Annotated in this window: 9 protein-coding genes; 7 read left to right on the top strand and 2 right to left on the bottom strand. The window is 51.0% G+C overall.

Annotated features, from left to right (window positions below):
* Positions 1-214: 214 nt before the first annotated feature.
* Both ACGG90_RS10865 and ACGG90_RS10860 read right to left on the bottom strand, forming a co-directional pair.
* On the bottom strand, positions 215-1534 hold the full coding sequence (locus tag ACGG90_RS10865; protein ID WP_390409344.1) for an N-acetylmuramoyl-L-alanine amidase: 1320 nt from the start codon (positions 1532-1534) through the stop codon (positions 215-217).
* Between the two features lie 440 nt (positions 1535-1974).
* Entirely contained in the window at positions 1975-2268 is a 294-nt protein-coding gene (locus ACGG90_RS10860) for a hypothetical protein (RefSeq protein ID WP_390409342.1), read from the bottom strand.
* Positions 2269-2910: 642 nt separating this feature from the next.
* Between ACGG90_RS10860 and hisS the strand changes: the two genes are divergently transcribed.
* The 7 genes from hisS to ACGG90_RS10825 all read left to right on the top strand — a co-directional run bounded on the left by hisS (position 2911) and on the right by ACGG90_RS10825 (position 21261).
* Positions 2911-4197 (top strand): histidine--tRNA ligase, encoded by a 1287-nt coding sequence (gene hisS, locus ACGG90_RS10855; RefSeq protein WP_390409340.1) that lies wholly within the window; start codon positions 2911-2913, stop codon positions 4195-4197.
* Position 4198: 1 nt separating this feature from the next.
* Positions 4199-5998, top strand: a complete 1800-nt coding sequence (gene aspS / locus ACGG90_RS10850; RefSeq protein ID WP_390409339.1) for an aspartate--tRNA ligase — start codon at positions 4199-4201, stop codon at positions 5996-5998.
* Positions 5999-6409: 411 nt separating this feature from the next.
* Positions 6410-15250, top strand: a complete 8841-nt coding sequence (locus ACGG90_RS10845; RefSeq protein ID WP_390409337.1) for a mucin-binding protein — start codon at positions 6410-6412, stop codon at positions 15248-15250.
* 622 nt (positions 15251-15872) lie between these two features.
* On the top strand, positions 15873-16289 hold the full coding sequence (gene msrB / locus ACGG90_RS10840) for a peptide-methionine (R)-S-oxide reductase MsrB (RefSeq protein ID WP_390409335.1): 417 nt from the start codon (positions 15873-15875) through the stop codon (positions 16287-16289).
* 123 nt (positions 16290-16412) lie between these two features.
* Positions 16413-17327: a YitT family protein gene (locus ACGG90_RS10835; protein WP_390409334.1), complete on the top strand. Its 915-nt coding sequence runs from the start codon at positions 16413-16415 to the stop codon at positions 17325-17327.
* Between the two features lie 436 nt (positions 17328-17763).
* Positions 17764-19284, top strand: coding sequence for a glycosyltransferase (locus ACGG90_RS10830; RefSeq protein WP_390409332.1), 1521 nt, complete (start codon positions 17764-17766; stop codon positions 19282-19284).
* Positions 19285-19995: 711 nt separating this feature from the next.
* Positions 19996-21261 carry an LPXTG cell wall anchor domain-containing protein gene (locus ACGG90_RS10825; RefSeq protein ID WP_390409331.1) on the top strand — a complete coding sequence of 422 codons (1266 nt, stop codon included), beginning with the start codon at positions 19996-19998 and terminating at the stop codon, positions 21259-21261.
* The last annotated feature ends 268 nt before the right edge of the window (positions 21262-21529 follow it).

Genomic DNA, 21529 nt, shown 5'->3' with positions numbered 1-21529 from the left:
ATCAACTGCTCTTAAAGCGGGTGCTAGGATATTGCTATCCGAAGCCGCATTGTGTTAGAGCACGATGCGGCTTTTCGTATGTCATTATTATACCAAGAGGCTTGCGGTTGGCCAAGCATCGTCGGTGATTAAAATAACAACCATGAGCAAACGATAGTGCACAAAAAATCGCTGTTTCCCCAGGACCCATGCCCCGGTGAAACAGTGATTTAAATTATTGATGGTGGCCGGCGGCAAAGTAATTAGTCAAGCCGGTGACCACGTCTGAGGCGATTTGTTGTTGATAAGCAGGCGACGAGATATAGCGGAAGTCCTTATCGGAATTAATGTAACCCATCTCCAATAAAACCGCCGGCTGATCGTTTTCGCGCAAGACTTCGTAATTGCCGTAAGCCACGCCGCGATTGGTCAATGACAAGTTGGCACCAAGCGCTTTGTTCAACGCGCTGGCCAGCGGTTTGTCTTTGGTGGCGTTGAAATAATAAGAGGTGAAGCCGCTGGCGGTGTTGGCGTTTGGCGTGGAGTCAAAGTGAAACGAGATGAATGCGTCGGCTTTGACCTTGCGGGCTAGTGCCGGACGCTGAGCCAAGTCGACATAGGTATTTGCGCTGCGGGTGTAGATCACATTGGCGCCGGCTTGTTGCAGCTTGGTACCGACTGCCTTGGCCGTGGCTAAGGTGTACGTTTTCTCGTATTTGCCGGAAGTTGACGAAGCGCCGACATCGTTGCCGCCGTGGCCTGGGTCGATGACGATCGTGGCTTCAGATAACTTCGTGGCGGCTTTATTGGTGGAACTGCCAGGCATCGACAAGATCCAGCTGGCGATGTAGCCGGTTTTGTTGTCGGCTAAGCGCACGTGATACCATTCGCCGCTTTGATTCAGCACACTGACACGCGTGCCTTTGGCGATGCGCTCGATGACGCGGCCGCTCATCCCCGCAGTTTGGCGAATGTTGGCGGCTAACGTGGTGGTCGCTGTCAAGGTCGGGGTGGTCACTTTGGTCGTGGCGATGCTGGTTTGTTGCGGGGTGATCTTGGTGGTGGCGCCGGTGAATTCGACCAGGCTTGACGAGATCCAAGCGGCAGTGTTGTTGTAGGTGATTTGAGACCAGCCGTTGGTTTGATACAGCACATTGACCACTGAGCCTGAACTCAATGTGCCCAGCAGCTTAGCGCTGGTAGCTGCGTATTGCCGGACGTTGGCGTTGGTTTTCAAGCGGGCGACTTTGGCTGCATTGGTGGTGGCGTCATCTTGATGAACCAGCCAAGAGGCGACCCAGCCGATGCGGTTGCCGCCAAGGCGCACTTGATACCAGGAATTTTTCTTCTGTAAAATGGTGAGACTGGCGCCTTTTTGTACTTGGCCCATCACGCCGTACGTCAAGCCTGGGCCCAAGCGGACGTTAAGCACGCTGGCCGAGACGCTTAAGGTGGTGTTGTTGGCCATGACCACCGTGGTTGCGGTGCTGATGCCGATCATCACGCCGATTGCCAGCACCAAAGGCCATTTGTGCAGTTGTTTGAATGGTTTCATCTTCGATCAGTCCTTAATAAGTTAGCCTCATTATACCAAACTCGCGCCGCGCCCGCATTGGTGATGTCATAATCGGGATAAATATTTATGGGGGTTAAGGGCATGGTTGTACCAGCGTAACCTGACATGTTAAAATCCAGGTATAGAAAAACCCCACGTGTGATAACGTGGGGCTGCGCTCCCGCATGAAGTGCGGTGGCCAGTTTCTACACGACGTTAATAGTGCCAGCTTGAAAGCCGCAAGAAAACTCGCCAAATTTTACTGATTGCGCTTTTCGCTTGCACTTCTTAACACAGTAATGATCGATTAGGAGTGTGATTTGTCTGGTTGCGCAAGTGTGACCCGACATGGTAAAATTTAGACATCGAAAAACCCCACGTTTCCAAGGCGTGGGGCTGCGCGACCGCATGAAGTGCGGTGGCTCAGTTCGATTTACAACTTAATAGTGTAAGCTACTAAGCCGCAAGAAAACTCGCCAAAGTTTACTGATTGCGGCTTTTCGCTTGCACTTCTTAACGTGCGAATCGGCACGCGTCGCTTTCAGCTTCTGTCTGACGTGACGGTGACGAAGCACCGTCTCTTCGATATCAACAAATGCCGAAGCAATTCGCGACATCGACGTCATCAGCTTTTCCAGCAACTTGACTGTTATCGCCAAGGCGATAAGCAGTGCGAGTAACAAGTTCAGCTTCCTTTCGTGAGGATGATGGGACACGGCGATTTGTTTCGCCATAAGCATCACACCTTTCTGTTGGAGGCCACCGCGCATCAACTTCGCGCAAGGTGATTATCTCATGTCCTGATAGCCATGTCTATCGAAGCAATTTAATGGTATACAATCGAATAAATTATATACTCGTGCTGATCTGCACCTGTGCACACGGGTCCATGATCGTCTAGAGAGAAACGAAGTAACTTTCTGGTTGTGTCACCATGACCTGACATGGTAAACTTTACCAATCGCAGCCAACGTTTCTGAGGCGCGGGCTTGCGTGGTCAGATGAAGTGCAGTGGCCAGTTTCTACACAGCGTTAATAGTACCAACGCCAAAGCCGCAAAGAAACCTGCCAAAGTTTACGGATTGCGGCTTTTCGTTTGCACTTTTCGCCTTACAGCATTGACAAACTGCCGCGCCTTTTGTATTCTCAATAGGTAAACAAACATCCGCGCCAATGACGCTGTAGAAGAGATCACCTAAGCGATTCGGGGATGGTGCAAGCCCGATAATGATCGACAAGACGCAGCTGAGGCAGAAGTACTCCGGGAGCCACCGTTATGGCTGAGTGAAATCACAAGGTGGTACCGTGTCCGCACCCTTCGTTTAGCGCGAGGGGTGTGTTTTTTTGCGGATGAATAGACTAAAGGGGATAAAAGCATGGGTTATCAACGACCAAAAGGCACCGCAGATATTCTGCCGGGGCAAAGTGAACTCTGGCAACAAGTTGAAGACACTGCCCGTAAGATCTTAGAGCGGTATCGTTATGAAGAGATCCGCACGCCGTTGTTTGAGAACGTCGAGGTCTTCTCACGTTCAGCAGGTGACACCAGCGACATCGTCACCAAAGAAATGTACAACTTCGAAGACAAAGGCGGCCGTATGATGGCGCTGCGCCCAGAAGGCACTGCCGGTGTCGTGCGCGCTTATGTGGAAAACAAACTCTACGGACCAGAACACGCCAAGCCGGTGAAGTTGTTCTACATGGGTTCGATGTTTCGCTATGAGCGGCCCCAATCCGGCCGCCAACGCGAATTCCACCAAATTGGCGTGGAAGCTTTCGGCGCGCAAAGCCCAGTCTTAGACGCAGAAGTGATCGCCTTAGCCAAGGACTTATTGGAAGGCATGGGTGCGACCAAGTTGCGCTTTGCCATCAATACCTTAGGCGATCCTGAATCGCGCGCGGCGTATCATAAGGCGCTGGTGGATTTCTTGACGCCTTATCGCGACGAATTGTCGCAAGATTCCAAGGTGCGCTTGGAGAAGAACCCACTGCGGGTGCTTGATTCCAAAGACAAGCATGACCAAGAAATCGTCGCCAACGCGCCGAAGATCTTGGATTATTTGACCCCTGAAGCTCAGGCGCATTTTGCCGGGGTCAAGGCCAATCTGGAGAACCTTGGGATCGAATATGTGGTTGATGCCGATATGGTGCGCGGGTTGGATTATTATAACCACACCATCTTTGAAGTGATGTCTGGCGATCCGGTATTCGGCGGCGGCTACACCACCATCTCAGGCGGCGGGCGCTACAACGGCTTAGTCGAAGAACTCGGCGGCCCAGAAACCCCAGGTGTCGGCTTTGCCATGGGTGTTGAACGCTTGATGCTGCTGATGCAAGGTAAGCAAAAGCAAGCCGTTTTGCCGGCATACATCGTTGCGATCGACGAAACCGCTGCGCCAACAGCCTTGAAGCTGGCCCAAGCGATCCGCGCGCAAGGCTATGCTGCAGACATGGACTTCTTAGGCCGCAAAGCCAAAGCCCAATTCAAGTCCGCCAACAAAGCCAACGCCCGCTTAGTCTTGACGCTAGGCGAAAGCGAATTGGCTGACCACACGGTGCAAGTCAAAGACATGGCAGACGGCCAGCAACAAACCGTTGCCCAAGACGTGGTCTTTAACGACTTCGCATCACTATATAAGGAAACTTTGGAGGAAGAACAGTAGCATGGCTAAACGAACATATTATGCCGGCGACGTGACGGAAGCCCATTTAGGCGAAACCGTTACGCTGAAAGGCTGGGTCCAGAAGCGCCGCGACTTAGGCAACTTGATCTTCATCGATTTGCGCGATCGCGCAGGCATCGTGCAATTGGTGTTCTCACAAGAGATCAACGCTGATGCTTTGGCAGTGGCTGAAGCGGTGCGCAGCGAATACGTGCTGGAAGTTACCGGCTTGGTGCGCGCCCGCAGCAATGACGCCATTAACCCGCACATGAAAACAGGCAAGGTGGAAGTGGCGATTTCTGCCATCACCGTGTTAAACAAAGCCAAAACGCCGCCGTTCTACATTGAAGACGGCGTGTCGGTATCTGAAGAAACCAAGCTCAAGTACCGCTACATGGACTTGCGCCGCCCAGAAATGCAACAAGGCTTGATTATGCGCTCCAAGATCATGACCGCTACGCATGCGTATTTTGACGCACAAGGCTTCATTGATATTGAAACACCAACGCTTACGGCATCGACACCTGAAGGCGCGCGCGATTACTTGGTGCCATCTCGCGTGTATCCAGGCAGCTTCTACGCGCTGCCGCAATCCCCACAATTGTTCAAGCAGTTGTTAATGGGGGCGGGCTTTGATCGCTATTATCAAATCGCGCGCTGCTTCCGTGATGAAGATTTGCGCGGCGATCGTCAGCCGGAATTCACCCAAATCGATATGGAAACCAGCTTCTTGACTGCCGAAGAGATCCAAGACCTTACCGAAGGCTTGATCGCCAAAGTCATGAAAGACGTCAAAGGCGTCGACGTGAAGCTGCCATTCAAGCGCATCCAGTGGCAAGACGCCATGGACAAGTACGGCTCTGATAAGCCTGACTTGCGCTTTGGCATGGAGATCCAAGATGTGTCTGATTTGGTCAAGGACTCTGATTTCAAAGTCTTCACCAACGCCGTGGCCAACGGCGGCCAAGTGCGCGCCATCGTGGCACCACAAGCCGCAGCAGCCTATTCGCGCAAGAAGATCGACGCCATGCAAGACTACATTAAGCGCTTTGGCGCCAAAGGCTTGGCTTGGTTGAAGGTGACTGACGACGGCATCAGCGGTCCTATCAGCAAGTTCTTCGGCGACGGCGCAGCTTTAACTGGCGCGCTTAATGCGCAGGCCGGCGACTTGATCTTATTCGTCGCCGATCAACCGGCAGTCGTAGCGGCATCGCTGGGTTACTTGCGTTCACACCTCGGGGATGAACTGGGCTTGATCGACAAGTCGCAATTTGCCTTCTGCTGGGTAGTCAACTGGCCGTTGTTTGAATACGACGAAGGTATCCAACGCTGGGTCCCAGCGCACCATCCCTTCACCATGCCTAACGAAGAAGATGTGCACTTGTTGGACACCGACCCACATGCGGCTCACGCCCAAAGTTACGACATCGTCTTGAACGGCTATGAACTTGGCGGCGGCTCGATTCGTATCCACACCCGCGAGATCCAAGAGAAAATGCTCCACGCCTTGGGCTTCACCCCGCAACGCGCGCAAAAGGCATTCGGCTTCTTGCTAGACGCGTTAGACTTCGGGTTCCCACCGCATGGCGGCTTGGCGATCGGTTTGGATCGCTTCGCTATGTTGTTGGCCGGTCGCGACAACATCCGCGACGTCATCGCCTTCCCGAAGAACTCTAAAGCCAGCGAACCAATGACCAAAGCGCCATACCCAGTCGCTGACAATCAATTGGCTGATTTGGGTATCGAAGTGCGGGCCGGGGTCGATCCAGAACACGAACACGACGACGATCCAGAAGAATAACCCCAGAGCGGAACAAAGCGGGTTTAGGGCGGAGTGTAAGGCAGGATGACGTTTGGGCGTTCTTGGCCCAAGCGGCGTCATGACTTACACGCAAGCCCGCACTTAGATCACGCCGCGTTGGGCATGCGCAGTTCGACGAATAAACCATCGACACCCTTATACTGCTGAATGCAGTACAAGGGTGTTTTTTGTGTAAGATTATTTATCAGAAGGAATATTACGAGAACTTGTCACTGACACAATGTATATTAGGTTTTTGCTGGGTGAGTAGCGGCCACACGGTTATTCCACATTTCGTGTATTCCAGATTTTGAACAAGAATTTTACAAAAGTTGACATCAAGTAGACTGGTGACGATGGTATCCTGACCCTATTAATAAATTTGTTTGGGTAGAGTAAGGAGTTGATCGTATGCCGGTCAAAGCACACAAGAAGTTATTGCAAGCTACATATGACGAGAAGAAGCGTTACAAAATGTATAAGGTTGGCCGCAACTGGACAGTAGCCGGGTTGGCCTTCGTGTTCTCTGGTTTGTTGTTGACCCAACAGCCTGACAGCGTTGCTGCCGCTACTGAAGCGACCACCGATGCGGCTGCCACTAAAGCACCAGCTGCGAACACTGCCGCCAAGCTGGTGCCTACGCCGACCACGGTGTTGACCATTGGCACGCAAACCATCAAGTCTGGCGAAACCGCTGCCTTTCCGAAAGTCACCATGACCGCCGGCGAACAAGCGCCCAAATGGACGCTTGAAGATTTTGACTTTAGCAAAGTCGACAAGACCACTGCCGGCACTTATGCGGTGACCTTGTCTAAAGCTGGGTTGGCGGCGCTGCAAGCAGCCAATCCGGCGCAAAACATCACCGCAGAAACGGTGAAAGATGGGCAAGTGACGGTTGCGGCAGCTGACGCTAAAGCCAGTGATGCGGCAGCAACTGACAAAACGCCAGCAGCGACAACTGACGACGCGAAAGCTGCGGCGCAAACTGAGGCAGATGCAAGCAAAACTGCCAGCGACGACAAAGCAACTGATGAAGATGCAGCAAAAACCAGCGCAGACGCCGCAAAAGCGACTGATGACGACAAACAAACGACTGATGCAGCGACTAGTGATGCAAAAGCTGCAGACCAAACGAGCGACGACGCAACTAACGCCACCACTGATGATGCGATATCCGTTGCCAAGGCTAGCGATACTAAGGCTGCTACGGCTGAAGATGCAGCACAAACTGACGATGACGCAACCAAAGCTGCTAGTGACGATAAAACAGCGGAAACTGATGCAGTGGCAAGCGACACAAATGCTGCCGCAACAGACAAAGCCGCAGATCAAACCGAAGATGACGCAACCAAAGCCGCTGATGACGCAATAAAGTCAGCCACTGACGCGACGGCTAGTGACGACAAAGCCGCATCCGCTGACGCGGCCAACACCAAAGCACCAGCAGTTGAGTACAAGGAAGCCGACAATCCGCTGGTGCATTGGGACGACACTAAGAAGGTCAATCTTACACTATCCACAGATAAGATCGGCTACAACTCCGGCGCAAAGACTCTGGTTGTCACTTTGAACATGGCCACGTCTGGTGATGAAACTGTATCAGTTACGCTGCCAACAGATTCGCCGATCCTCAATTGGGATAATTTTGCAGCGCTGCCTGCAGGGGTCGGTACTGGCAAGGCGGTGAAGAATGCAGACGGCACCACGACTTACACCATTACTGCACCTGGTGGGGTGACGATCAACCAAGATTTGACTTTGAAATTAGCGGATAATCAATCACAAAACTCTGCAATCATTCGCCCGATCAGTGCTGAATATATCGGTACGAAGAATTTACAAATCAAATGGTCAGTCAATGGCAAAGAACAAACCCCAATCGAATTGCCGCAAACGATTCAGCCTAGTGCTGCTTTAACGACTCCGGTTCGGCAACATCCTTCCACGACGGCGATTCCCAAGCTTGTCAACGGCACCGAAGTCTTGTATGCATTCAATGTTGCTGAATCCACGGGTGTGCTTGATTCGACGAACGTTCAAGCTGTATCCAAGTGGATAAATTCTGCTGGTGCCAAAATCACGATCCCAGTGCCAAAGGGTTTTCAGTTGGATCAAGCGGCCACCGATATATACAACCAGTTCAAAGATGGTACGACCATTACCCAACCAGACGGCGCAAGTGGCGATATTATTATCACGGTGCCGGCTGGCCAAGGCGGCCCAGGTAGTGGCACCAAAAACTGGAGCGATCCGTATTTCTTGATTGGAGCTTATACCGGAACCCAGCCAGCAGAAGACACCACCGTCAAAGCTGACGGGCCGGCTGTTTTCGAACAAAAGCTAGACAATGGCAAGACGCTGACATGGACTGGGAAAGTTTGGCAAGATGATTTATCAGGCACTGGCACCGGGCAGATTTCACCAGAAATCGAGCTGCGTGTCGATGGGAACAGCAGTACTTCCACGGAGGTATTGTTAGTAGATGATGATGTCACCAATGATCCGAAATACTTGTCCAGCGTGGACTTTACGCTGAACGCACCAGCCGCATTGAATAATTCCTCGTTCACCTTCAGCGTGCCGGATGGCATCACCGCAACTGGCATCAAAGTACCAGATCCGGGCAGCGGCTATTTTATTTATATGCCTGGCACCACCAGTTATGCCTACACGTTGAAGATGAAAGACGGCAGTGAAGAAACCGGCACGGTTGCCCCAGGTGGCACTATTGAAGCCAAAAACACCAGCGGGATCGTTACCGCGGTGCTCAAACCAAATCATTTAGATGCTGGTGCGTACACAATCCGCGCAGTTCTCGCGGAAAACTGGAGCGAACGCTTCTTGCTGTATGGCACAGTGGACAAGACTTACGCTGATGGCACACCGCTCAAAGTGGGCGATAAGCTAACATTCTCAGTTGCCTTCAATGATGGTTTAGCCAAGAGCACGACAACTAACGGCTCTAGGATAGAAACCATCGCTGCACCGATCGGCAATACCATTGGTTGGACTAAGCAGACAAGCAAAAATCCCGGTGAGCCGTCAGGGTCGATGAGTATCAAAGCCAATGGTGGTAGCGGCCAGACCACTGATAAATTATTCGAGCCAATTGTATATTTCATTGCGCCAAGCAATGCATCTGTTGCCGGATATCTCATTCCGGCTGGCTCTAAGGCAGTCATCACCAAATACACCACCGACGACGGACGCACTGGCGTCAAAATGGATTTCACCGGCACTGGGGAAAGTGTTTCGACCACAACAACTGGCGTTTACGGCTTGAACCTTGAGAATTCATTGGATTCAACAGCAAGCGAATCTTCTGTTGATTACTACATTACTTCACCCAACACCGCCTTGAAGCAGACCAAGAAAGTAACTGACCTGTCATTAACCGACGGGGATGCTAACGCGGTTCAAATGGATGATGCGCAGCAGCCTTGGAGTGTTATCGCAGCTAAAGTCCAAGCTGGCATCACGCTTGCGCAAGGTAACCAAAACCCTGATCCTGTCGTTGACGCCACCTCTGATGTGCATGACGATGGTACGGTAATTTTCAACTATAACTTGCTCAACTCCAGCAATACCAGCATTGAAGGGTCATCTACGATCTTGAACTTGGCCACTGCAGGGCAAGGCGGCTCGACGGCGACTTATCATCTCACCGAACCGATCACCGTGCCGGCTACGTCAAGCAAAGGGGTGGCATACACGCCGAAGATCATGTATTCGACCAGCACCTATACGCCGGCTGATGGCCAAACGACGCCAGATCTGACGAATTTTGTCACGGAAGATCAGATCAGTGATTGGAGCAGTGTGCGGGCGGTTTATGTTTCATTCGGTAAGGTCGCAGCCGGGGATTCCACCGGCCGCATCACGCTGACTGGGACGGTAGATGATTTCGTTAAGCAAAATGGTAAAGTGGCCAAACTTGATGCGTTGACATTCATGAACGGCGCGGCGTACAACGAATCTACCAGTGCCAACGTCAGCATGTCCAGCACCTCAACACTCACCGCGGTTTTGCGCTACACCGACGCTGACGGCGTGCACAACATTGCCTTGGACGACTTGACGCAAGTGCTAAAAGACGGCGTTGACACCTTGCACGTTCCGAAGCTTTCGGATACCGATATGGCGCTGATTCCAAAAGATTATGTTGCCGGTGCAGTCGAAATCGAGAACTCCGATGCTAATTATGGCGACATACCAAACAATACTGCCGTGGACGGCCAAGTTTCACAATATGACTTCGATGGGGATGTGATCGTCTACAATTACGCCAAAGACGAACCAGTCACCACGCAAACCATCAAGAAAACTGTGCATTACACCGATCAAGGTGGTGACAAGCTTGTAGATGACTACTCGAAATCAGTAGAAGTCAGCGATGCTGTTGATCCAAAAACTGGAGTGCCAGCACCTGCAACTTTGCCTGGCCAGGCTAATCCGACAGTTGACGGCTATCATGTAATCAAAAATCCAGCTGATGCGACCGGTGATTCAACTGTCAGCTTTGGCGATAAGGATATTGACGTGACTGTGATTTATGCCGCCAACAGCCTCACTCAATCGCTGAATTCTGTGACGAAGACAATTCATTTTGTCGACGAGAATGGTGATACGCTCAAGCCTGACTATACGGCCCAAGCCAACTTCACCAAAGTTGTCGATGACCAGACTGGCGACGTGAGCTATGGTCCGGAAACGGCAACGCTGGGCCATCCAGAAGCCCAAACCTTGGAAATTCCTGGCTATACGTTGACCAACACGCCAAAAGAAGCCACAACTGATCAGACCGTTAAGTATGGCGATAAGAATATTGAAGTGACTTTGGTTTATAAAGCCAACAGCCTCACCCAGTCGCTGAGTTCTGTGACGAAGACGATTCATTTCGTCGACGAGAATGGTGATAAGCTCAAGGATGACTTTACGGCCCAAGCCAACTTCACCAAAGTTGTCGATGACCAGACTGGCGACGTGAGCTATGGTCCGGAAACGGCAACGCTGAGTCATCCAGATGCCCAAACCTTGGAAATTCCTGGCTATACGTTGACCAACACGCCAAAAGAAGCCACAACTGATCAAACTGTTAAATATGGCGACAAGAACATTGAAGTAACGTTGGTTTATAAAGCAAACAGCCTCACCCAATCGCTGAATTCTGTGACAAAGACAATTCATTTTGTCGACGAGAATGGTGATACGCTCAAGCCTGACTATACGGCCCAAGCCAACTTCACCAAAGTTGTTGATGACCAGACTGGCGACGTGAGCTATGGTCCGGAAACGGCAACGCTGGGTCATCCAGATGCCCAAACCTTGGAAATTCCTGGCTATACGTTGACCAATACGCCAAAAGAAGCTACAGATGACCAGACTGTTAAATATGGCGACAAGAATATTGAAGTGACTTTGGTTTATAAAGCCAACAGCCTTACCCAATCGCTGAATTCTGTGACGAAGACAATTCATTTTGTCGACGAGAATGGCGATACGCTCAAGGATGACTATACGGCCCAAGCCAACTTCACCAAAGTTGTCGATGACCAGACTGGCGACGTGAGCTATGGTCCGGAAACGGGAACGCTGAGTCATCCAGATGCCCAAACCTTGGAAATTCCTGGCTATACGTTGACCAATACGCCAAAAGAAGCCACAACTGACCAGACCGTTAAATATGGCGACAAGAACATTGAAGTAACGTTGGTTTATAAAGCAAACAGCCTCACCCAGTCGCTGAATTCTGTGACGAAGACGATTCATTTTGTCGACGAGAAAGGGGATACGCTCAAGCCTGATTATACGGCCCAAGCCAACTTTACCAAAGTTGTCGATAAGCAGACTGGCGACGCGAGCTACGGTCCGGAAACGGCAACGCTGGGTCATCCAGAAGCCCAAACCTTGGAAATTCCTGGCTTTACGTTGACCAATACTCCAAAAGAAGCTACAACTGATCAAACTGTTAAATATGGCGACAAAAATATTGAAGTAACGTTGGTTTATAAAGCCAACAGCCTCAAGCAGTCACTTGATACAGTCACTAAGACTGTTAAATACGTTGACGAGAAGGGTAATGAACTCAAACCCGCATTTACGGCACATGCCAACTTCACTCAAGTTGTCGATGATGTAGCCGGTACGACGGACTCTGCGCCACGGACTGCTACACTTGGTTTCAAAGATAACCCTGAAATTGCGGGCTACTCAGTTGCGAACAGCCCTGAAGCAGCAACTTCTGCGCAAACCGTCAAGTATGGTGATCAGGACATCAATGTTTCCGTGGTCTACACCAAGAACCCAACGACCATGACGCTAAGCACAGTCACTAAGACCGTGCATTACGTTGACCAATACGGCAAGACGCTGGCGCCAGACTTCACTGCCCACGCCAACTTTACTGAGCTGCATGATCAGAAGACGAATGCGAGCCAATATGCGCCAGAAACTGCGACCCTTGGCCATCAAGATAATCCAGAGTTCGAGGGCTACACTATCACGCAAAACCCGGCAGAAGCCACCACTGATCAAACGGTTAGTTATGGTGCAAAGAACGAAGAATACACCGTGGTCTACACCAAGAACCCAACCACCATGACACTAAACACAGTCACCAAGACGGTGCATTACGTTGACCAATACGGCAAGTCGCTAGCACCAGACTTCACCGCGCACGCCAACTTCACTGAGCTGCATGATGAGAAGGCGAATACGAGCCAGTACGCGCCAGAAACTGCGACCCTTGGCCATCAAGATAATCCAGAGTTCGAGGGTTACACCATCACGCAAAACCCGGCAGAAGCCGCCACTGATCAAACGGTTAGTTATGGTGCAAAGAATGAAGAATACACCGTGGTCTACACCAAGAACCCAACCACCATGACACTAAACACAGTCACCAAGACCGTGCATTACGTTGACCAATACGGCAAGACGCTGGCGCCAGACTTCACTGCCCACGCCAACTTTACTGAGCTGCATGATCAGAAGACGAATGCGAGCCAGTACGCGCCAGAAACTGCGACCCTTGGCCATCAAGATAATCCAGAGTTCAAGGGCTACACCATCACGCAAAACCCAGCAGAAGCTACCACTGATCAAACGGTTAGTTATGGGGCAAAGAACGAAGAATACACCGTGGTTTACACCAAGAACCCAGCCACCACGACGTTAGACACAGTCACCAAGACGGTGCACTATGTCGACGAAGATGGGCAGACTTTAGCGCCGGACTTCACGGCTCATGCTAACTTCACGCAATTGCATGATGCCACAACTGGCACCGCCGAGTACGGTCCAGAAACTGCGCTGCTTGGCCATCAAGACGTGCCAACGGTCAAAGGCTACACTGCCCAAACCATTCCGACTGAGGCCACGACTGATCAAACCGTTAAATTCGGCGATCCAGATCAGACGTACAATGTCGTTTACACCAAGAACCCAACGACGACCACCAAAGACACCATCACCAAGACGGTGCGCTATGTCGATGAAACCGGCCATTCACTCACCGCTGCTTTCACTGACAAAGTGACCTTAAACAAGGTGACTGACACGATCACCAAGGAAGCGACCTACACACCAAAGACTGCGACCCTCGGCCATCAAGCGAACCCGGAGATCCCAGGCTACACGCTGAAGTCGACTCCGCAAGCGGCGGTCACCGACCAAACTGTCAAATTCGGCGATCCGGACACGACGTACGATGTCGTTTACACCAAGAACGCCACCACCCAAACGCAAGCCACCGTGACCAAAACGGTGCACTACGTCGATCAAGACGGCAACCAATTGGCCGCCGATTTCACTGATCACGCCAACTTCACCGCATTGCACGATGCTGTCACCGACACAACGCAATACGGCCCGGCCAGCGCCACCCTTGGCTATCAAGCTGATCCGACTTTTGCCGGCTTCACGAAAGTCACCAGCCCAGCTGGCGCAACCAGCAGCCAAACTGTACACTACGGCGACGCGGACCTGGAATATACCGTGGTCTACAACCGCAACACGCCAACACAAGCGTTAGACACTGTCACCAAAACAGTGCACTACGTCGATCAAAATGGTATCCAACTAGCAGCCGATTTCACCGATCACGCGAACTTCACAGCATTGACCGACGCGGTTGATGGCGCCGTTACGTATGGCCCAGAATCTGCGACCCTTGGCTATCAAAATGATCCAATCATCGCAGGTTACCACGTCGAATCAAGTCCAGCTGCTGCCACCAGCAAACAGACTGTTTCGTTTGGTGATGATGATCTTGAGTACACCGTGATTTATGTTCGTGATCAGCCAAGCAACAACGGCGGTGAAACAACTCCGCCAGACAACAATGGCGGCGAAACCACACCGCCAGACAACAACGGCGGTCAAACAACTCCGCCAGACAACAACGGCGGCGAAACGACACCGCCAGATAATAATGGCGGCGAAACCACACCGCCAGACAACAACGGCGGTCAAACAACTCCGCCAGACAACAACGGCGGCGAAACCACACCTCCAGACAATAATGGTGGCGAGACGACTCCACCAGACAACAACGGCGGCGAGACGACTCCACCGGACAACAACGGCGGTCAAACAACTCCGCCAGACAACAACGGCGGCGAGACGACTCCGCCAGACAACAACAGCGGTCAAACCACACCGCCAGACAACAACGGTGGCGAAACGACGCCGCCAGACAACAACGGTGGCGAAACGACGCCGCCAGACAACAACGGTGGCGAAACGACGCCGCCAGACAACAACGGTGGCGAAACGACGCCGCCAGACAACAACGGTGGTCAAACAACACCACCAGACAACAACGGCAGCGAAACAGCTACGCCAAACAACAATGGAGGCGAAAGCACAACACCGAATAACACCAACGGTCAAACCACGCCGCCGGACACCAACGGCGAACAGACCACAACCTCGACGAACACCAATGGTGAAACCACGCCAGCATCCACGCCGGATCGTCACAGCTTGCCAGACACTAACGTTGGTGACACTGCAACGCCGACTCAAGCGCCAAGCCCAAGCGACCAGCCAGCACTGTCAGCACAACCAGCACAGCCGGCTGCCAAGTTAACCAAGCAGACGCAATCCGTTGGCTCACGCCGCGCAGCCAAGCAAGCCGCAACACGCCGCAGCTTACCAGCCACAGGCGAGTCGCAGAACGTTCTGGCAATGTTGGGGATGGGCCTTGTGTCCTTGATTGGTGCCACCTTGTTCCGTCGTAAGCGTAATTGATCAACTATGCGCCCATTCAGCACATCTGCGTTGAATGGGCGCATTTGCGTGCTGCAGTGCTTCGCGCAAGCAGGTGATTGATCTGCAAAACCCGGGATCTACGCGATTGCTTTGTAAAGATTGTAAAATGTTAGAAAAACGCTTGCATTAATCTTGCGACCATGTTATCTTATACTTGCTCAACCGCATAGGGGAGAGGAGACGAACGAAGGCCAAGCTTGTCTGTACCCCAAACCCCGAAACAGGCCGGTCTGGCACGAATGAGTTCTGCTCAGGAGTGTGGCCTGTTCCCCCAGAGCGCGCGCTATGAAGCCCGGTCACCTAGTCCACGGGCAATGCCAGGGCGTACAACAGGACCGTATCACGACCACCTCAGCTGGAGTAGGCTTACGAAGGCTGGGTACTTAATTGAATAACGATCGGCAGGCAGCAAGATCAGAAATAAATAGCCTGCCGCGACGAAATTCCACGATGGGTAAAGACCCAATCGTGTATTTGTCGTGCTATAGAACATTGATTCAGCTGTTTACGCGTTGCGCTTAGTCCACCCAGACGTTGGCAAGGCGCTTATTTTGTGTTAAGCGGCGGGGTTTAGTATACTTAAAGTAAGGAAGGTGAAAACATGGACGATTTACGCAAGCGCTTGACGGCGGAACAATTCGCCGTGACCCAAGATGGGGCCACCGAGCGGCCGTTCTCTGGCATCTATGATGATTTCTGGCAAGAAGGGCTGTATGTTGATGTGGTGTCTGGCGAGCCGCTGTTCTCCAGTCGCGATAAATACGACGCGGGTTGCGGCTGGCCGAGCTTCACCAAGCCAGTGGCCAAGTTGCAAGAGCACCGCGATCAAAGATTTGGCATGGAACGCGTTGAGGTGCGCTCCAAGAACGCCGACAGCCATCTCGGCCACGTCTTCACCGACGGGCCAGCAGCGCAAGGCGGCCTGCGTTATTGCATCAACGCCGCTGCTTTACGCTTCGTGCCTAAAGCAGAATTGGCGGCACAAGGTTATGGCGAGTACGCATCATTATTTGACTAATAAGCAATGCCTCACCAGTTGGTGGGGCATTCTTATTACTTGGAAGCAGAAATTGGCCGTCCTGGCTTTCAGAAATAATGCTATACTACTAGCATTGACTTGCAGAAAGGATCGCAATTACACATGCATGAAATCGATCGGCTGATTCGCCGTCACCAGAACTGGAGCCGCTTTACCGCCGCCATCTTCTACGCCATCTGTGTCGGCATCGCCATGAATATGTTCTGGGAACCGGCAGGGGTCTTTGCTTCCGGCGTCACCGGCGCGGCACAGTTGCTGGCCACTGTCGTACGCAAGTGGTTCGACTTCCCGCTGCCGTTTATGGGCTGGCGCAGCACCGACTTGTTGAACACCGGGACGCTGTTGTTTCTATTGAATGTGCCGTTATTCGTGTTAGCCTGGCGCAAAATTGGCCACCGCTTCACCATCTTCACGTTCTTGGCAGTCATCTTTAGTTCCGTGTCGATCCGCTGGCTGGGGATCATTAAGCCATTGACTTCAGACCCGATCGTCAGCGGGATCTTCGGGGCGGTCGTTAACGGGTTGGGCACCGGGTTTGCCTTACGCAACAACATCTCCACTGGGGGCTTGGACATCATCGGCATTGTGATGCGCAAGAAGACAGGCACCACCATCGGTACCGTCAACATTGCCGTCAACGTCGTGATCTTGTTCTTCGCCGGCTTCGTCAACGATTGGCCGCATGCGCTGTACTCGGCTTTGGCCATCTTCATCAACGGCAAGATCCTCGATTCCGTCTACACGCGCCAGCAGCGCCTGCAAGTGATGATCGTCACCGAGCACCCCAAGAACGTGATCAACGAAATCCAGAACACCTTGCGTCGCGGCATCACCATTGTCCACGATGCAGAAGGGGCCTTCCGCCACGAAGAAAAAACGATCCTGTTTACGATCATCTCCCGTGCGGAAATGTACGACTTTGAAGCAGCAATGAAGGCCAGCGACCCATACGCGTTTGTGTCGATCACCGATTCAGTGAAGATCATGGGCCGCTTCTATGAGCCAAAGACGGATTAAGTTTAATGCAGATCACTTCAATCAGCCTCGCACATGAAATTGACAGTCATGTCAAATCGTGATAATCTTTAGTCGTGCTTGGAGCAGTTGCTTGATTTATTGCACAAATGTGTTCAGTCTTATGAAGTTTGATTTGGATGAACATTCAACTTACGGCAAGATTTTACCGCGAGTTAATCCCCCAATTACTGACGTGCCGTGGGTAGCACGTTACAAAACCGACACCATACTGCAAGCATTGATGGCGCTGAGACAATTGTCTCAGCGCTTTTTTCGGCGAGATTTAGGCATACCCATGCGAATCCGAATTGTATTCCGCTTGATATCCTCCTATAATCGAACGATAGGGTGCCGAGAACGATTTCTTTAGGCTGAGGTTACCGCAAGCTTGATCGTTGTCGAGGGAGTCGCCCACTACATCTTAAGGAGACTAGACATGTATTATTTTCTCAACGCATTTATTCCCCGGTATTGTTCTGGGATCGAGCACGCGGAGTTCAAGCGCCTGGCAAATTTCTTGTTGCACGGGGTCGACGCCAAAATCGTGACCAGCGTCTATACGCGCGAGGCCAGTGATAACCTGGCAGTTAACCATCTTGATTACAAGCATTATGTGAATTTGTATGATTTCTTCTGTGACAACACGGATGTGCCAGAGAAGCACTTGGCTGATGAAGATATCGCCCCTGAGTTGCGGTTAGATGCCCAAGGCACTACCACGCATTGTTATAATACCGAGCGCGAAGTGATGAGTATTATGCACAAAGGCGGACGGATTGATTACGCTGACATCTATGACGGTGATCATCAACTGGTTCGCCGGGATTATTATGATACCCGCGGCTTCAAAGGCTTCAGTCAGTTCTTCGCCACAGATGATGACGTGTCTCGCAATTACGTTGCATTGGAGAATTTCTATTCCAGTACCGGTCGCGTCGGCGTGGAAATTACCTACCGCAAGCGCGGCGACGGCATCGTTGCGACGGCTTATCGCCTGCGTCGTGCAGACGGCCGAGAATGGTGCTTGATGAACCCCGACCAGATGTATAAGGTATTTCTGGATGAATTGAATGCTGGCGGCGATACATTCATCTCTGATCGCTCGGATGTGACGAATCGGCCAATGATCAATATGACCACACCGGCGCGGAAACTCGAGCACTTTCATAATATCCACTTCCAAGACTTCCATGATCCGATGCATTCACCACTGACGTACCCGTCGATTGGCGAAACCGAATTGTTGAGCCGCACTGACATGGTGATCACGCCAACTGAACAGCAAGCCTCAGATATGCGCAAGCGGCTCAAGACCACCGTGCCAATTCACGGCATTCCAGTTGGCGTGATCCCTGATGAGCAATTAGCTAAGCCCGTAGTGTTGGAACCTGATCGCACGAAAGGCAAAATTATCATGGTGGCCCGATTGTATTGGGAGAAACACGTTGACGACGCGATTTGGGCATTCAAAGCCGCGCATGACAAGCTGGATTGGTTGACCATGGATATTTATGGTTATGGCGATGGTAATACCGACTATCGTGATGAGAAACTGGCCAAGCAAATCGTCAAAGAGCAAGATCTGGAAGATGTTGTGCACTTTATGGGATACTCAGACAACATCGGTGAGGTATACGACGATGCGCAAGTGATGCTGTTATCCAGTCGCCACGAAGGCGCACCACTGGCAATTCTTGAAGCTGCGTCCCATGGCGTACCAACCATCAGTTACAATACGAATTACGGACCTGCAGAGTTGATTCAAGCTGGCAAGTCAGGCGAAATCGTTCCTTACGGCGATGTTGAAGGACTGACGAAAATGCTGGTGAAGACATTCACTTCTAAGACGCGCTTAGCGAACTTGTCTAAGGGTGCTTACGCCCGCGCTAAAGACTTCTCTCAAGAAGCGGTTTGGAACCGATGGAAGGAATTGGTCATCAATCCGCAGCAAGACTAAATCTGCACTTAAAGTGAAGAACTGACGAAGAGGGTGATCCTCGGCGTCAGTTTTTTTCGTTTGAACATGATGTGTCGGTAAACACGATAACACTTTAGCCTTCAGACAGACGTTAACAATCATAAATGAGATAACAATTATCATCGCAAGCGGGAACAAATAGGCCAGTATGTATGCAATTCACACAGCATAGCGGGGAAAACGCGCTGTCAAGCAATTGTGTTGTGTACAACCATAGTATCCATGTCACAAATTAATCTGTTTGTAATAATCGAACATAGGCACAAAGATGAATATATTTTCTTACAAATTGATCGTTACAATCGATACATATGAGCCTAACTTTCTACACAGTTTTCAAGCACAGGAGGCAGCAATATTACGTTAAGCATCGGGGCTTAGGAATCAAGATAGAAAAATTCTCAGAAATGTGTGAAAACCATTTCTGTAAACAATGACATACCGTATCATGTATTAAACAATTAATTCAACTAATTGTTTGCTGGAAAAGTTTTGCAATTGCGATCTTGCCGCGCGAGTGATGAATATTTCTTTGACGAAGTATGGCTGATGCCATATAATCAACTTAGATGTGATGGCTAGTTACAAATACATAATTAGCCTCCTTCAAACTATTATATCCTGAGGGGGATTCCAAATGACTCATAAGACTCATAAACATTATTCGTAGCTGGGGTAGCTGCAGCCAGCTTGTTCTCAGTAGCTGCTTTTGGTAACAAAGATGTTTCCGCTGCTACACTCCGTACGACTGATTATCAAGCTTCAGTATTAGCTGGCGAAACCGCTGGTACTGCAAAAACTACTACACCTGCATCATCTGCTGCAAGCACTGCTGTTAACAATGGCCAAGTTGCTGGTTCCTTTGGTAAGGATGCCCACAACGCAGCCGCTGCTACCACTACAGCATCTAGCTCTGCCGCTCCTACTACTGGTGCAAGCACCGCTGTTAACAATGGCCAAGTCGCTGGTTCCTTTGGTAAGGATGCCCACAACGCAGCCGCTGCTACCACTACAGCAACTAGCTCTGCCGCTCCTACTACTGGTGCAAGCACTGCAGTTAACAACGGCCAAGTTGGTGGTTCGTTCGGCTCAGATGCCCACAATGCAGCCGCTGGCCAAACTAAGACCGCTAACGATGCTACGTCCAAGGAAGTTCAAGGCTTGGTTGATGAGTACGCACGATACTCTAAAGCTGCGAACCAGATGGAACAGAGCATGGCTAAGCAAGTCGCTGAGAAGTTAGCTGCCCTTGGCTACAACACTGATGGCACTAAGATCAGCACTGGTTCTACTGCAACTAGCGGTGCTTCTTCCACTGCTACCAGCACTGCATCCAGCACTTCTAACGGTTACGCTCAAAAGCCTGATACTGGCTCCAAGCCTGGCAAGATGATCACTAACACTGACGAATACCAAGCTAGCCAACTTGGCTTGACTGTTGCGCAGTTCGAAGCACAAAAGGACCTTAACACACTTAAGGATCTTGAAGCTAAGTATGCAAATGCTAACGCTCAAGGCTTGAAGTTCGAAGCAAAGATGTATGCTGATCAGATTGCTGCACTCAAGGCTGAAATGGAAGCCAAGGGCGAACCAACTACTGATACTACAGACACCAACACTTCCACTGGTAGCACTGCTTCATCTACTGCCTCCAGCACTGCTTCTTCTACTGCAAGCTCCACTGCATCCAGCACCGCTTCTTCCACTACTAGCTCTGCTGCATCCAGCGCTGCTTCCTCAGCTGCTGCTAAGACTGTGAAGACTGCTGCTAAGACTACTGCAACTAAGACTGCTGCAACCACTAAGGCTGCCGCTACTAAGACTGCTGCTGCTAAGGCTGCAACTTACCCAGCAACTGGTGACAACAACAACACTGCTGCTACTGCTGTCGGTGTTGTCGCAGTCATGGGCGCATTGTTCGGTTTGGCCGGTACTTCTTTGAAGAAGCGCGCCTAATCATAACAATTTAATTGTTTAATTAGGGACCAAATCTTTTCAGACTAACGAAAGCCAGAAAAGAATCTGATCGATTCTTTTCTGGCTTTTTGTGTTTAGTTATCCTTAGGGGGATTTATTATGCAAAAAGGTGCAAAGAAATGTAAGCACCTAATAACAGACCGCCTATCCCTCTCAATTGCCAAGCGGTATCATGACCTCATCATAAGAATGGTGAGGTATTTATATGGACGAAGATCAACCCGAGATTGTTCGTATCAAGTTGGAC

The organism is Lacticaseibacillus jixiensis, assembly GCF_042847315.1.
GTDB lineage: Bacteria > Bacillota > Bacilli > Lactobacillales > Lactobacillaceae > Lacticaseibacillus > Lacticaseibacillus jixiensis.
The sequence above is the reverse complement of the archived record's forward strand: the minus strand, read 5'-3'. Positions and strand labels throughout refer to the sequence as shown.